13 protein-coding genes are annotated in these 15,039 nt (G+C 69.4%); 8 read left to right on the forward strand and 5 right to left on the reverse strand.

The window, feature by feature from the left end:
• From VKN16_18600 to pyk, 6 genes are all read left to right on the forward strand, one after another.
• The coding region (locus VKN16_18600; protein ID HME96222.1) for a cytochrome ubiquinol oxidase subunit I at nucleotides 1-846 on the forward strand (846 nt) is incomplete at its 5' end.
• Nucleotides 833-1,192 carry a hypothetical protein gene (locus VKN16_18605; GenBank protein ID HME96223.1) on the forward strand — a complete coding sequence of 120 codons (360 nt, stop codon included), beginning with the start codon at nucleotides 833-835 and terminating at the stop codon, nucleotides 1,190-1,192. The genes VKN16_18600 and VKN16_18605, both read left to right, overlap by 14 nt.
• Before the next feature lie 20 nt (nucleotides 1,193-1,212).
• Complete coding sequence (locus tag VKN16_18610; GenBank protein HME96224.1) at nucleotides 1,213-2,121, forward strand: cytochrome c oxidase assembly protein; 909 nt, start codon at nucleotides 1,213-1,215, stop codon at nucleotides 2,119-2,121.
• Nucleotides 2,122-2,148: 27 nt separating this feature from the next.
• Nucleotides 2,149-3,543: a phospholipase D-like domain-containing protein gene (locus VKN16_18615; protein HME96225.1), complete on the forward strand. Its 1,395-nt coding sequence runs from the start codon at nucleotides 2,149-2,151 to the stop codon at nucleotides 3,541-3,543.
• Nucleotides 3,544-3,658: 115 nt separating this feature from the next.
• On the forward strand, nucleotides 3,659-4,813 hold the full coding sequence (locus tag VKN16_18620) for a site-2 protease family protein (GenBank protein ID HME96226.1): 1,155 nt from the start codon (nucleotides 3,659-3,661) through the stop codon (nucleotides 4,811-4,813).
• A gap of 38 nt (nucleotides 4,814-4,851) precedes the next feature.
• Nucleotides 4,852-6,258 carry a pyruvate kinase gene (gene pyk / locus VKN16_18625; protein ID HME96227.1) on the forward strand — a complete coding sequence of 469 codons (1,407 nt, stop codon included), beginning with the start codon at nucleotides 4,852-4,854 and terminating at the stop codon, nucleotides 6,256-6,258.
• A gap of 96 nt (nucleotides 6,259-6,354) precedes the next feature.
• On the opposite strand, the gene pfp is transcribed toward pyk, so the two are convergent.
• The 5 genes from pfp to VKN16_18650 form a co-directional block, all read right to left on the reverse strand.
• On the reverse strand, nucleotides 6,355-7,590 hold the full coding sequence (gene pfp, locus VKN16_18630) for a diphosphate--fructose-6-phosphate 1-phosphotransferase (protein HME96228.1): 1,236 nt from the start codon (nucleotides 7,588-7,590) through the stop codon (nucleotides 6,355-6,357).
• Between the two features lie 9 nt (nucleotides 7,591-7,599).
• On the reverse strand, nucleotides 7,600-7,854 hold the full coding sequence (locus tag VKN16_18635; GenBank protein ID HME96229.1) for a class I fructose-bisphosphate aldolase: 255 nt from the start codon (nucleotides 7,852-7,854) through the stop codon (nucleotides 7,600-7,602).
• Nucleotides 7,855-7,891: 37 nt separating this feature from the next.
• Nucleotides 7,892-8,107 (reverse strand): DUF2945 domain-containing protein, encoded by a 216-nt coding sequence (locus VKN16_18640; protein HME96230.1) that lies wholly within the window; start codon nucleotides 8,105-8,107, stop codon nucleotides 7,892-7,894.
• A gap of 244 nt (nucleotides 8,108-8,351) precedes the next feature.
• Nucleotides 8,352-9,029: a response regulator gene (locus VKN16_18645; protein HME96231.1), complete on the reverse strand. Its 678-nt coding sequence runs from the start codon at nucleotides 9,027-9,029 to the stop codon at nucleotides 8,352-8,354.
• Nucleotides 9,030-9,096: 67 nt separating this feature from the next.
• The gene (locus tag VKN16_18650; protein HME96232.1) at nucleotides 9,097-10,749 is read right to left on the reverse strand and encodes an ATP-binding protein; all 1,653 of its coding nucleotides are present in this window, start codon (nucleotides 10,747-10,749) and stop codon (nucleotides 9,097-9,099) included.
• Nucleotides 10,750-11,550: 801 nt separating this feature from the next.
• On the opposite strand from VKN16_18650, the gene VKN16_18655 reads away from it, so the two are divergent.
• Together VKN16_18655 and VKN16_18660 are read left to right on the forward strand one after the other, a co-directional pair.
• On the forward strand, nucleotides 11,551-12,453 hold the full coding sequence (locus VKN16_18655; GenBank protein ID HME96233.1) for a sugar phosphate nucleotidyltransferase: 903 nt from the start codon (nucleotides 11,551-11,553) through the stop codon (nucleotides 12,451-12,453).
• A gap of 82 nt (nucleotides 12,454-12,535) precedes the next feature.
• Nucleotides 12,536-14,935: a glycoside hydrolase family 15 protein gene (locus VKN16_18660; protein ID HME96234.1), complete on the forward strand. Its 2,400-nt coding sequence runs from the start codon at nucleotides 12,536-12,538 to the stop codon at nucleotides 14,933-14,935.
• The last annotated feature ends 104 nt before the right edge of the window (nucleotides 14,936-15,039 follow it).

A 15,039-nucleotide genomic window follows, 5' to 3' on the forward strand; every position in this document is an offset into this window, starting at 1 on the left:
CCGGATGCGCCCGTCGGCGAGCGCGAGTCGCTCGTCACGTCGGCCATCGCGAGCGAGCCGCAGCAGATCATGCGCCTGCCCGGCCCGGGCTGGACCGGCTTCGTCGCCGCCGCGGCGACCGCGATCGGGCTCGCCGCCTCCACCATCGGCCTGACCGCGCTGGGTGCGGTTGCCGGGCTCGCCGCCGCCGCCGCCTATCTGTACTGGCTGTGGTCCATGGATCGCGCGCTGCCCCGCGGGCCGGCCGACGCCGGCCGCGGCCTCGCCCTGCCGCTCTACCGCAACGACGGCGCCAGCGCCGGCTCGTGGGGCATGGTGGTCCTCCTCGTCTCGGACGTCGTCGTGATCGCGTCGTTCGTCTTCGCCTATCTCTTCCTCTGGACCGCGCGTCCGGTTGCCTGGCCGCCCGACGGCTCACGACTCCCGGGCTTCGTCGCGCCCGCGGTGGTCGCGGTGGCGGCGGCCGGCGCCTGGCTGCTCTTCGAGGCCGCCCGCCGGCTCAACCGGCGCGACCGCCGTGGGGCCACGGCCCTGTGCCTCGGCGCGGCCGCGATGGTCGCCTGCGGCGCCCTGGCCATGGGGTGGATGTGGCTCACGAGCCTGGGCGTCGATTCGACGCGACACGCCTACGGCGCCGCGGTGTGGACCCTGCTCGGCTACATGGCGCTGCACGTCGCCGTCGGCGCCGGCATGGCGCTGTGGTGCCTGGCGCGCCTGGCCTTCGGCATGCTGGATTCGTGGCGGTCGCTGACGCTCCACATCTGCCTGCTGTGGTGGCGGCTCACCGCCGCCGCCACCGTGATGGTGCTGGCCCTCGTGGCGGGATTTCCCCGTGTCGTCTCCTAGGCTCGAGGCTCGGAACGACCTCGGCGTCCTGCTCGACACCGGATTCGGCTTCTACGTGTGGGCCGCTCACCTCCTGGGGATCTACATCGGCACCGCGCTCGCCTGCGTGCTCGGGCTCGGCGCGGCCGGCGCCGGCCGCCGGACGGCCTTCCTCGCCGCGCTGACCGTGCTGACGCTGATCGCCGCGGCGGTCCTGGGGTGGCATGCGCTCCGGCGATACCGGCAGTATCGGACGATGCCCGAGCGGCATTTCCGGATGACGGTCACGATCGGGGGCGACGCGATCGCGGCCGTCGCGGTCGCGTGGCAGCTCTTTCCGATCTTCCTGGTGCCGGTGTGCGTCTAGTCGCCGCCGGGGTCCTGACGATGTGGCCGATCGGCCCGGCCGCCGCGCACGGGCCCGACCTCGTCACGGCGGAAACGTTCTGGCGCTCGTGGAGCGTCGATCCGCTCGTGGTGGCGCCCCTGCTGCTCCTGTTGTGGGGGTACGGCGTCGGCGTGCGACGCCTCTGGGGGCGGGCCGGCGGAGGGCAGGGTGTGACGTATCGGGATACCGCCTCGTTCGCTCTCGGCGTCGCCGCCCTGTTCGTCGCGCTCGTCTCGCCGATCGACGCGCTCGGTCAGACGCTGCTCTCCGCCCACATGGCCCAGCACGGTCTGCTCGTCGTGGTGGCCCCGCCGCTCCTGCTCCTCGGCAAGCCCGGCGTGGCGTTCGCGTGGATGTTGCCCGCGCGGTGGAGGGGAGGGCTCTCGTCGCGCTCGTGGCGGTCGTTGGCCCGACTGGCCGACGCGCTGTCCCGGCCGCTGCCGGCGGCCATCCTGCACGGGGTGGCGCTGTGGGGGTGGCACGCGCCGCTGGCGTTCGACGCGGCCGTCGCGCATGACGGCGTGCATGCCCTCGAGCACGGCTGTTTCCTCGGCACTGCGCTGCTCTTCTGGCGGGCGATCGTCGCGGCCTGGTCGAGCCGTCGGGTCGGCGCGGCGCTCGGCACCACGTTCGCCACGCTGATGCACGGCGGCCTGCTCGGCGCGCTCATCACGCTCGCGCCGCAGCCGCTCTATGCCTGGTATCGCGGCCGGACCGAGGTCTGGGGCCTGAGCGCGCTCGAAGACCAGCAGCTCGCCGGGCTCCTCATGTGGGTGCCGATGGGCATCATCTATCTTGCGGTGTGCCTCGCGCTGGCGTCTCGCCTGGTCGGCGACGCCCCGGCCGGCGGGAGCGGTCGCTACCGCACGTCGGGGCGCTCGTCCGGCCTGACGGGTCGCGCCCGCTGACCGCGGTCGAGAGCCGCGTCGACGTCCATGCGCACGCTCGCTGATCAGGCGTTCTCGCGGGCGGCGGGGGCCCCGCTGGTCGGCGGGAACCGCATCCGCCTGCTGAAGGATGCGGCCGAGAACTATCCGGCGTGGCTCGACGCCATCGCGGGCGCGACACGGTCCGTCCACTTCGAGAGCTACATCATCCACGACGACGAGATCGGCGAGCGATTCGCGCGCGCCCTGATCGCGCGGGCCCGCGCGGGCGTGCCGGTGCGCGTGATCTACGACTGGATGGGCGGGTTCGGGAAGACGTCGCGCCGGTTCTGGCGCGCGCTGCGCGCGGGGGGCGTCGAGGTGCGCTGCTACAACCCGCCCCACGTGGCGAGCCCGTTCGGATGGCTGAGCCGCGATCATCGCAAGATGCTGACCGTCGACGGGACGGTCGGCTTCGTGACCGGCTTGTGCGTCGGCCAGGCCTGGGTGGGCGATCCGGCCGCCGGCATCGCTCCGTGGCGCGATACCGGCGTGGAGATCCGCGGGCCCGCGGTCGCTCACATCGAGCGCGCGTTTGCCCAGATGTGGGGCCTGATGGGCGAGGCGTTGCCCGACACCGAGCGCGATCCGGCGGCGGCGGGAGACGCGGCGCTGCGGATCGTCGCGACGGTTCCCAGCATGGCCGGGCTGCTGCGCCTGGATCTGCTGGTGGCGGCCGTCGCGCGCGAGCGCTTGTGGCTGACGGATGCCTACTACGCCGGCACGACCGCGTACGTGCAGGCGCTCCGCTCCGCGGCCCGCGACGACGTCGACGTCCGGCTGCTGGTGCCGAACGGGACGGATATTCCTCTGCTCCGGCCGCTCTCGAGATCGGGTTACCGGACGCTGCTCGAGGCCGGGGTACGGATCTTCGAGTGGAACGGTCCGATGCTGCACGCCAAGACGGCGGTGGCGGATGGACGCTGGGCGCGGGTCGGGTCGACCAATCTGAACATCGCGAGCTGGCTCGGCAACTACGAGCTGGATGTGGTCGCGGAGGATCGGGCGTTCGCCAAGCGGATGGAAGCGATGTACGAGGACGACCTGCAGAACGCCACCGAGGTGGTGCTGGACGAGAGGAATCGGCTTCAGCCCCAGCGTTGGCCTCGAGACCGCGCCTCCACCGCGGCCGGCGGAAGCGGCGGGCGAGCGGCGGCCGGTCTGCTCCGCATCGGAAACACGGTCGGCGCCGCGATCACCAACCGCCGTGTGCTCGAGCCGGTCGAGGCGCGGATCATGATCGTGGCGGCCCTGGTCCTGCTGGCGGTGGGCGTGGTGGTGGCGCTCTTTCCGACGGTGCTCGCCTATCCGATCGCGGCGGGCGCCATGTGGGTCGGCGTCGCGCTGCTCTATCGGAGCTACCGGCTGAAACGGGCGGCGGGCCGCGCCCGGACGATTCGCTGACGTCTCACGCCGACCGCTTGACACGAGCCGTCTCCGGACCGATTCTCGGGTCGCTCGGTGGTGTCGCGGGACCACGCGGGCGGAGGGTTCACTCCGGCGGAGGAGGGTGCGCAAGGTGGGTGGGACGGTGCGGGTGCTGACGATCCGCGGCATTCCGATCAACATCCACGTGAGCTGGCTCGTGATCTACGGGCTCATCACCTGGACGCTCGCGGTCGGGTACTTCCCGCACGCGCTGCCCAACCTGCCCGCGACCACCTACTGGGCCAACGGGCTGCTGGCCGCGCTCCTCCTCTTCGTCTCGGTCTTGCTCCACGAGCTGTCGCACTCCTTCGTGGCGATCGCGCACGGCCTGTCCGTCCGCGGGATCACCCTGCACGTGTTCGGCGGCGTCTCGCACCTCGAGGACGAGCCGCCGACTCCGCGGGCCGAATTCCTGATCGCGGTGGTGGGGCCGATCACGAGCTTCGCGATCGCGGCGGTGCTGTGGGCGATCAACGCCAGCGGTCTCGTGCCGCCGGGGTCGGCGCAGGCGGTGGTCTCCTACCTCGTGCTGGTGAACCTGGCGGTCGGGATCTTCAATCTCGTCCCCGGCTTTCCGCTCGACGGGGGGCGGATCCTGCGCGCCGCCCTCTGGAAGTGGAAGGGCACATTGGGTCGTGCCACCTACATGGCCAGCCGGGTCGGGGTGGCCTTCGCGTTCGGCCTCATGGCGCTGGGGTTCCTCGAGATCTTCAGCGGGTCGTTCATCGGCGGCTTCTGGTTCATCCTCATCGGCATGTTCCTCCGGGGCGCCGCGGACGCGAGCTATTCGCAGATGGCCCTGCGAGAGGCGCTGGCCCACCTCCCGGTGCGGGACATCATGACGCGCGAGGTCGTCACGGTGCCGGTGCAGGCGACCGTCGCGCAGCTCGCGGAGGCCTTCTGGTCCCACCACGTCACGAGCTTTCCGGTCGTGGACGGCGGCGTGGTGCGTGGGATCGCGAGCGTGCAACAGGTCCACGGGGTGCCCGCGGAGCAGCGTACGGAGCGGCGGGTGAGCGAGATCATGCGCCCGGTGAGCGACGACCTGATCGTCGGACCGAACGATTCCGTCTTCGACGCGCTGGGCAAGGCGTCGCGGAACCAGGTCGGGCGGCTGGCCGTGCTCGAGGGCTCACGGCTCGTGGGATACCTCTCGCTCAAGGACATCACGCACGTCCTGGCCCTCCGCGGCTTGCCGGATGGTGCTCGCCCCGGCGCCAGCGGGGCGGGCCGGCGCGCGCCCTGACCCCGGCGAGCCCCTCCATCGCGTCGGCCGATCACGCCATGCCGAGAACGAAGATCGTGTGCACGATCGGACCCGCGTCGCGGTCTCCCGAGACCCTGGAGCGGCTGATCCGGGCCGGCATGGACGTCGCTCGGTTGAACTTCTCTCATGGCACGGCGGCCGAGCACCTCGAGGTCATCACGGCGGTTCGGCGCATCGCCGAGCGCATGGCTCGACCGATCGCCATCCTGCAGGATCTCGCCGGGCTGAAGATCCGGATCGGCGAGGTGGCATCGGGGGCGGTCACACTGGAAACCGGCGCGCCGTTCACCTTGACCACGCGGCAGGTGCTCGGCTCCGCGCAGGAGGTCTCCGTCGCCTATGCGCGCCTCACCGAGGATCTGCAGCCCGGCGACTCCGTGCTCCTGAGCGACGGCGACCTGGAGCTGGAGGTCATCGCCATCGCGGGGGAGGACGTCCAGTGCCGCGTGATCACGGGCGGCCCGCTCGCGTCCCGCAAGGGCGTCCACCTCCCGGCTCGCTCGGTCACCGCGCCGGCCTTCACCGACAAGGACCGCGAGGACCTGGCCTTCGGCCTCCGCTACGGCGTCGACTACGTGGCCCTGTCGACCGTCCGGACCGCCGCGGAGATCCTCGAGGCGCGGGGAATGATCCAGGATCACGGCAGCAGCGTCCCCCTGATCGCCAAGATCGAGACCGCGGAGGCCCTGACCCATATCGACGAGATCGTCGACGGCGCGGACGGCGTCATGGTGGCCCGGGGCGATCTCGGCGTGGCCATCCCGCTGGCGACGGTGCCCCGCCTGCAGAAGATGCTGATCGGGAAGGCGAATCGCGCGGGCAAGCCGGTCATCACCGCCACTCACATGCTGTGCTCGATGCAAGAGCACCCGAGGCCGACGCGGGCCGAGGCGACGGATGTGGCGAATGCCGTGCTCGATGGCACGGACGCGGTGATGCTCTCGGAAGAGACCGCGATCGGCCGATTCCCGGTCGAGGCGGTGGCGATGATGGCGGCGATCGCCGCCGACGCCGAGCTGAGCTTTCCCTTCGACGCCTGGCTCGGTCGGTTCGAGACCGGCGGGCCGCTACCCGACGCGGTCGCGCGGGCGGCCTGCGTCATGGCCGACGAGATCGATGCCGCGGCGATCGTCACGTGCACCCAGTCGGGTGGTACCGCCCGCCGGGTCGCCCAGTACCGGCCGCGGGCGCCGATCCTCGCGCCCACGCCGCATGCCGAGATCTACCGCCGGCTGGCGCTCGTCTGGGGCGTCGCGCCGCTGCTGAACCGGGGCCAGGCGACGACGGACGAGCTGATCAACGGAGCCCTCGGCGCCGCGCTGGCGGCGGGGCGCGTGCAACATGGGGACACCGTGGTCGTCACCGCCGGCGTCCCGGTGGGCCGCCCCGGAATGACGAACCTGATCAAGGTGGAGACCGTGTGACCTGCCCGAATGACTTCCGACATCGAGGCGGCGTTCCCGGTGCAGCCGCTCACGACCCGATCGGCGGGCGATCGCCGGATGAAGTGACGCGACGCCTCACGCGTCGCCGGGGACGTATCCAAAGCGGCGGACGAACTCCGGCTCGGTCATCCTGGCGGCCCGGGCGAGGGCCTCTCGCCGCTCGGACTGCTCGAAGTCCTCGCGCTTGAGGCGGATCATGTAGGCGTGGAGGGTGCGGTACGCCTCCGAGTGGATATCCGCGTAGCGAACGCGGATCTTGCCGGTCGCTGGATCGAGCAGATCCCGGAACGGAATCGGAACGAGCCGGCCGCCCTGAATGGTGGCCACCGCTTCGCTGCCGCCGTCGAGCAGGAAGCACGTCGCCCAGTAGCCGAGGCTCCGACAGTACTGGGTATCGAACCCACCCGGCGGGGCACAGCGGAGCTCGTAACCGAGATCCTTGGCCACGATGCCGGTCTCGACGCCCCGCGCGGCCAGGCTCGCCACCACCCGCGTCTTGAGGAGCCTCGCCAGCTCCAGCTCCTGCAAGCGCACGTTGCCGTAGGCGTCGCGGACCACTGTCCCCAGCGCCTTCGGGTCGAGCTTCTCGAGGAGACCCTCGGCCAGGAGAGCGACTCCGTGGTCCCGGCCGTGGACCAGCCGCTTGACGATGGCCCCTTCCAGAACGTCCACGAGCCGCTGGAGGGGCACGTGGCGCTCCGGGAACTCCTCGGCGATCACGGTGAGCGTGGCCCCGGCGGCCCCGCCGATGCCGAGAGCCAAGTGCCCGGCGTGGCGCCCCATCACCGTCACGAAGAACCACTTGCCGGTCGTGGCTGCGTCCTTCATCAGGTTCCGGACGAGCTGCATGCCCAGGTCCACCGCGGTCGTGAAGCCGAAGGTCGGGATCTCCGGCGGAAGGGGCAGGTCGTTGTCGATGGTCTTGGGGACGTGGACCACCGCCATCCGGCCGCCGGCGGCGCGGGCGACCTGGGAAGCGGCGAAGGCGGTGTCGTCGCCGCCGATGGTGAGGAGATACGAGGTGTCGAGGCGGCGCAGCGATTCGACGACGTGCTGGAGGGCCTCCGGCGACCGAGTCGGGTTGGCGCGGGCCGTGCGCAAGATTGAGCCGCCCTCGAAGTGAATCTGGGTCAGCGCGCCGATGTCCAGCTCGTGCACGCGGGAGAGGTCTCCCAGCATGAGCCACTTGAAGCCGTCCTCGCAACCAAGCACCCGGAGCCCTCGGTTCCGAGCCTCGATGGTGGCTGCTGCGATGACCGCGTTGATGCCCGGTGCCGGGCCGCCGCCCACCAGGATGGCCAGCGTTTTCATGAGGTCGGGCTACGCGATGAGCTGTTCCATCTCCGGCCGATACCGGCCGGAGCGAGCGAGGCCGTTGAGCCGGGCGCGGTGGTGGAAGGCTCTCTGGCCGGCCGCGATACGGCCCGGGTCCCCCTTCCAGGCTTGCTGGGCGGCCGTCTGCAGCGCGCGGCCATAGGAGAACGAGAGCGGCCACGGGTGCGCCTCGGCCATGGTATTCATCGCGTTCAGGTGCGCGGTCGCATCCGCGTCGTTCTGGCCGCCGGAAACGTTCAGACCCGGTCAGGCGAGCAGCTGCGCGGGGCCCGACCGCTCAGTCGTCCATCCGCCTCAGCGCGGCGCCCTTGTGCATGGCGATGTGGTCGGTCTTGTCGCTCTGGATTTCATACTGTGGCTCGTCTTTGCTCGCGTGGTGGGTGTATCCCTTGTAGTCGACATCCCTGGTGTGCACCTTGATGATCGTCCCACTGACCCGTCCAGCTTCGGAGTTCCAGACTACGTGATCGCCCACCCTGAACGTCCTCTTCATGAGAGTGTCTCCCCGTTGTGTCAACGCGGCACCGCGATCTCCCACGCACCTGACGAGTCCGCGCTTGAAGATCGCCCCGACCAGGCCGGGGACCGGCTGCGGCCTCCTCGCGCGGAAGGCAATAGTAGTCATACACCCGTCCACGGTCAGGGTAAATCGAAGTGGCCATCGAGAGTGAGCGAGCGAACGGGAGAGGGTTCTGAAGCGCGAGCGTGCCGATGAGCTGGCCGTCTGGAGCGGCGGATCACTCCACCATGAGCCGGTATCCGACGCCCGGTTCGGTCCTGAGGTAGCGGGGGCGTGCCGGGTCGGCCTCGATCTTGCGCCGGAGCTGGAGCATGAAGACCCGCAGATAGTTGGCCTGATCTTCGCGGTTCGGCCCCCAGACCTCCCTGAGCAGCTGTTGGTGGACGACGACAAGGCCGGCATGCCGCACCAGGGTCGTCAGGAGCCGGTACTCGGTCGGCGTCAGGTGGACCTCCACGCCTTCCACCGAGACTCGGCGATGCATCAGGTCCACCCGGAGCGCGCCGACGGCGAAGACCGACTCCACCCGCTGCTGGCGGGCAAGGGCCGCGTGACGGAGCACCGCGCGCAGGCGGGCCAGTAGCAGCCCGACGCCGAAGGGCTTGCTCACGTAATCGTTCGCACCCAGGTCGAGCGCCTTGATCATATCGCCCTCCTGATCCCGGGCCGAGAGCACGATGATGGGCACCGTACTCCATTCCCGCACGCGGCGAATGATCTCGAACCCGTCGATGTCCGGGAGTCCCAAGTCGAGGATGATGACGTCGGGCTGACGGGTGGCCGCCTCGGCCAAGCCGTCCTGACCGGTCGCGGCCTCATGGAAGCGATACCCCAGGCTCACGAGCGCGGCCCGCAGGAAACGCCGCATCTGTGGCTCGTCCTCGATCACGACCACCGTCGGCCCCTTGGCGGGCTTCCCGCTCGGGCCGGATGAGGACGCCTGCCCAGCGGGTCGGATCGCCTCACCCATGGGGGGCCGCGAGATCTACCGGCGCCGAATCCATGGGCAGGGTGAAGCGGAACACCGCGCCCCCATCCGGTCTGTTCTCCGCCCAGATGCGGCCGCCATGGGTCTCGATGATGCCTCGGCAGATCGGGAGTCCCAGCCCGACGCCTTGCGTGAGACCGGTTGAGCCACGATGAAACTTCTCGAAGATCCGCTCTTCGGTCCCTGGATCGAGTCCCGGCCCCCGATCGGCAAGTTGCACCGTGACCATGCCATCGCTCACCATTGCCGAGAGCTCCAGTGGGCTCTCCGGGCCGGTGTACTTGATTGCGTTGTCCAGCAGATTGATCAGGACCTGCTCGATGAGCACTTCATCGATGAGGACGAGAGGTAGGTCATCCGGGAGACCGGTCGTCAGGGGCCGACCGTGCAGGCGCCGCTCCAGCCGGGCGAGTGCGGCGCCGACCACCTCCTCGAGTGGCTGGCTCGCTTTACGCGCCTGGATGCCCGACTCCAGCCGGGTCATGTTCAGGAGGTTGTCCACGAGCCGGGCCAAGCGCTCCGATTCGTCGTAGATCGACTCCGTCAGCTCCCGTTGGGTCTCCGGATCGAACTTCTCATTTCGCCAGAGAAGACTGGACGCGGCCAGGGTGATCGTGGCCAGTGGAGTTCTGAGATCGTGGGATATCGAGCTGAGCAGTGAGCTGCGCAGCCGTTCCGTCTCCATGCGGAGGTGAGCCTCGTGGGCCTGCTCCACGAGCGTCGCGCGCTCCAGCGCCAGCGCGATCTGGTTGGCGAAGGTCTCGAGGAGCAGGAGCCGTCCGGGGGTCTGAAGGCCATCCGCATTCCGCGGGGCCAGGCTCAGCACGCCGATGGTCTCGCGCGATCCGACCAGCGGCAAGTGGAGCGTCCGCTCGGCGGAGAACACGCGTGTCCCCGACCCCGCGGCCTGTCCATGCTCGTAGGCCCATCGGCTCACGGCCGCTTCGCCGGGCTCCGGCTGGGCGGTCTCGGGGTATCGGCAGTGCGGCGCCAGATTCCCGCCGGCGTCGGGAAGGAGCACGACGACACGGGTGGCGAAGACCTCGTCGATATGACGGAGGGCGACCTGCAGCAGGCTGGGCACGTCGAGCGCGGTCGCCACATCGTGGCTCATGGCATACAGCTGCTCCGCCGCTCGCCGCCGCCATTCGGCATCTTCGTACAAACGGATCTTCTCGATCGCGATCGCTCCCATCTGCGCCAGATGCACGAGGATCGATTCGTCCGCCTCGGTGAACTCGCCCGCGTCCTTGTCGGAGAGCTGGATCAGCCCGATGTTGCGGCCGTCGACGCCGATCAGCGGCACGGCGAGCCAGCCGCGGAGCGGCGGGTGTGTGCCGGCCGCCTTGCTGAAGCCGCGCCACGCCGGGTGCGATTCGAGCTGGGCCTGCGTCAGGCGCATGGGACGGTTGGCCTCGCACACGAGGCGGTACACGCCGGATCCGTCCGGCTTCTGGGCGAAGTCTCGCCACGCCGCATACTTGTCGGACAACGAGACCGCGTGAAGCGCGTGTCCCCAGTCCTGATTCGCGGTCAGGCCGGAGATGGCCAGATGGCAATGGATGATCTGACGCGCCCTCTCGGTCAGGATCTTGAGGGTCTCGTCGACGTCGAGCGTCTCGCTCACCTCCAGCGCCGCCGTCGCCAGGCCCTGGAGCTGGGCGACCTGCACGGCCCGCGCGGCCGCGGCGGCCGCCGCGGCCTGCCGCTCGTGCTGGCGTACCGTGACGGCATGCTGCCGAAGGCGAGCCGAGCGGCCGCTGATGATGGCCGCGACCGCCACGATGACGGCGAGCGCGAAGAGATGTTCGGCGTCGGAGATCGCGACGCGGAATCGAGGCGGGATGAACAAGAAGTCGAAGACGGCCACGCTCAGCACCGCGGTCATGATCGATGGACCTCGCCCGAGGTAGGTGGCGACGCCCACGGTCCCGATGAGGTAGATCATCAACAGGTTGCTCAGCGTGAAGTATGGCGCCATGTCCCAGGCGAGAATGGTGCACAAGCCGACGACGCCCGCGCCCTGAGCGTAGGCGGGCCAGTTGCGGGGATGCGCAATCGAGCTGGTGAAAGCCCGCGCGCGGGTCTCTACGGGTGGAGGTTGGTTCACGCTGGTATCCGTGGACCGCCCAGAACCGTCTCACGCGGCTGCACGCCCATCGATGCAGGAGCATAGCAGACCGAGCGGATCGCATCCACAACGCGTTCCTAATGCCGGTTCCTTCGTGTTCTTAACGCGAACGGCTTCCTTCTTGATGACGCCTTCATTCAATCGACTGGTAGCGTGTCGACCATGGCCTCTCGAGGGATCGATGGTCGACGAAAGGAAGCGGTTCTTACAGGGAGCGATGCTATGGCGCGTCAAGATGAGTTGATCGGTCGCGGTGGGCGTGAAGCCAGGCCCTGCGAAGACGGATCTCCATGGGCGGTGGTGCTCGCAGGCGGCGAGGGGGTCAGGTTGCGGCCACTTGTTCGCCGCGTGTGCGGCGACGAGCGGCCCAAGCAGTTTGTCCCGTTACTCGGGCCGCGAACGCTCCTGGGTCAGACGCTGGACCGGGTTGGATTGACCATTCCTCCCGAGCGGACGGTCGTGGTGGGCCTCGAGAGTCATGGACGATATCTGGCCCGCGAATTTGCCGAACGATCGGCTCCGCATCTCCTCGAGCAACCGACGGACCGTGGGACCGCGGCGGCAATTCTGTTCGCGGCGCAGTGGATCGAGGCCCGGGACCCATGTGCCACCGTCGTGTTCTGTCCTTCGGACCACTTCATTTCGGAAGAAGTCGAGTTCATGGACCGGGTGACCGAAGTGGCGGGGTTCGTCGAACGGCAACCGGAGTGGATGGTCCTGCTCGGGGCGGAGGCGACCGAGCCGGAGACCGAGTATGGCTGGATCGAGGCTGGCGGATCTGTGGGGGCAGCGGGGGACGAGCTCGTGTACCGCATCCGGCGGTTCCAGGAGAAACCTTCGAACGAAGTCGCTGAACGACTGTTCACGAAGGGGTGCCTGTGGAACACCTTTGTCTTTGTCGCTCGCGCCTCCGTGGTGCTCGCCGCGGGACGGGAGTGTGTGCCGGGCATGGCCGACCGGCTGGCCCGCCTCTCGTCGTTCTGGGGCACCGAGCATGATAGATGGGCGATCCGCCAGGCGTACGCTCTCGCTCCGACCGCCAACTTCTCGCGGGCCATTCTGGAGGCGTGCTCACAGCCTCTGGCCGTTGTGAAGATGCCGGGTCTCACGTGGTGCGATCTCGGCAGCCCCGGTCGCGTCCTGAAGACGATGGCCGGACGCGGCATCGCGGTTCCGTGGCATGCCGCGGCCATAGCGTGAGCGCGGAGAGGAGCACGTCCTCGGGCCCCGAGGTCGTGCCCGCGCCCGTACCCGGGGCAGGCGTTCGTGGCACGGAGGCATGATGGCGGTCGTGTGGCGCGAGCATCCGGCGAGCGGCGGTCCTGGGATCGAGCCCCGCTGGACACGCAGCGACAAGCACGGGGTGGGGACCGCGTACTCGGCGGTGAGCCGGGTCTGGTTCACCGTCTCCAAAGGTATCCTGAACGAGGTCTACTACCCGACCATCGATCGGCCGCAGATACGCGACCTGCAATACCTCGTCAGCGACGGGGCGACCTTTTTCCACGACGAGCGCCATCTGGACAACACCCACGAGCACCTGGCCGCCGACGCGCTGGGCTATCGCATCACCAATGTCGATCCCCAGCGGCGGTATCGCATCATCAAGGAGGTCATCGCCGACCCCCATCGGCCCTGTGTGCTCGTCCATACCCGACTGGAGGCGGAGGACGACGTGCTCGCGAAGCTCCGACTCTTCGCGCTCCTCGCGCCGCACCTCGAAGGCGGCGGGCGGGGCAACAACGGGAACGTGGTGGAGACCGGCTGGGGGAAGGTGTTGGCGGCGCACAAGGGCGGCACCTGGCTCGTGCTGGGCGCCTCGCTCCCGTTCCGGCGGTGCTCTTGCGGCTACGTGGGGACGACCGACGGCTGGCAAGACCTGGCTCGCGACTTCCGCATGGACTGGGAGTTCGACTGTGCGCCCGATGGCAACATCGCCCTGACCGGCGAGCTCGATATTCGACAGAGCCGAGAGTTCGTGCTGGCGCTGGCCTTCGGCGACAGCCTGCACCGCGCCCTGGTCACGATGACGCAGGCCCTGGGCACGTCCTTCACCGGGCACCGTACCCGGTTCGTCGAGCAATGGCAGCGCGCCGGCCATCATCTGCTGCCGCGGCCAGAAGAGACGACGGGTGACGGCGGGCGTCTCTACCACGTGAGCCACAGTGTGCTCCTGGCGCACGAGGACAAGACCTACGATGGGGCCGTGATCGCGTCGTTGAGCATTCCGTGGGGCGAGTCCGCGAGTGACGACGACCTGGGCGGCTACCATCTGGTCTGGCCCCGGGACATGTGCCACAGCGGCACCGCGTTGCTCGCCGCCGGTAGTAAAGAGGTGCCGCTCCGCGCGCTGATCTATCTGGCCTCCGCCCAGAACGAGGACGGCGGCTTCTACCAGAACTTCTGGATCAACGGCGAGCCGTACTGGCGCGGCACCCAGCTCGACGAGACGGCCTTCCCGATCTTGCTCGCCCGGCGGTTGCACGAGGCGAAGGCGCTCCAGGACTTCGATCCGTATCCGGTCGTGCTGAAAGCGGCCGGCTATCTCATTCACCATGGACCGGTCACTCCGCAGGAGCGGTGGGAGGAGAACAGCGGGTACTCGCCCTCGACGCTGGCCGCCCAGATTGCCGCGCTGATCTGTGCCGCGGCCTTCGCGCGGGAGCGGGGCCACCAGGCCACCGCGCACTACCTCGAAGAGTACGCCGACTTCCTCGACGCTCACCTCGAACGGTGGACGGTGACCACGGACGGATCGCTGGTCCCGGGCATTCGCCGCCACTTCATCCGCATCCATCCCGCGGACGTCCGCGATCCCCAACCTGATGAGGACGTCAACCAGGGGCTCGTGGAGCTGCGAAACCAGCCACCCGGGGCGCCCACCGCATTTCCGGCCAAGGACATCGTGGATGCGGGGTTCCTCGAGCTGGTTCGCTACGGCATCCGCAAGCCGGGCGATCCGCTGGTCGAGGATTCTCTCCGCGTGGTGGACGCGATCCTCCGGGTGGAGACGCCCTTCGGGCCCGGCTGGCGGCGGTACAACCACGACGGCTACGGGCAGCGGGAGGATGGCGGCCCCTACCAGGGATGGGGATACGGACACGCCTGGCCGCTGCTCACGGGAGAGCGCGGGCACTACGAGCTGGCGGCCGGGCGCGACGTGCGCCCCTTCATCCGGGCCATGGAGGCATTTGCCACGCAGACCCGGTTGCTGCCCGAGCAGGTGTGGGTGTTGCCGGACCGTCCCCAGGCCCACATGAGGTTCGGACGCCCCACCGGAGGCGCCATGCCGCTGGCCTGGGCGCATGCCGAGTACATCCAGCTGGTGCGCTCCGCCGCGGACGGCCAGGTCGTCGGCCTGATCTCCGCCGTCGCCGACCATTACCGCACCCGCCGCCCGGCGCCGCCGTTGCAGATCTGGACATTCAACCGACAGGTGCGCTCGGTATCGACCGGAGGCACCCTGCGGGTCCAAGCGGCTTCGTCGTTCCGGTTGCGGTGGACCGGCGACGAATGGCAGCGCGCCCAGGACGCGGACTCCACGCCCATCGGGACCGGCCATCATTACGTCGACATCCTGGTGCCGCCGGCGCAGAGGGCTCCGATCCGCTTCACCTTCTTCTGGACGGGAGTGGGACGGTGGGAAGGGCGGAATTTTCGGGTCGATACGGTGCAGTCATGATTGTCAAGGGAGGATCAGTCCCGAGGTGCAGCGAGAAGCCACGCACGTGAGGATCTCCCACGAGGAGGAAGGCTTCGCCAACGCGGTCGAGCGCTTCATCCTTC

This window comes from Candidatus Methylomirabilota bacterium (assembly GCA_035315345.1).
Taxonomy (GTDB): Bacteria; Methylomirabilota; Methylomirabilia; order Rokubacteriales; family CSP1-6; genus CAMLFJ01.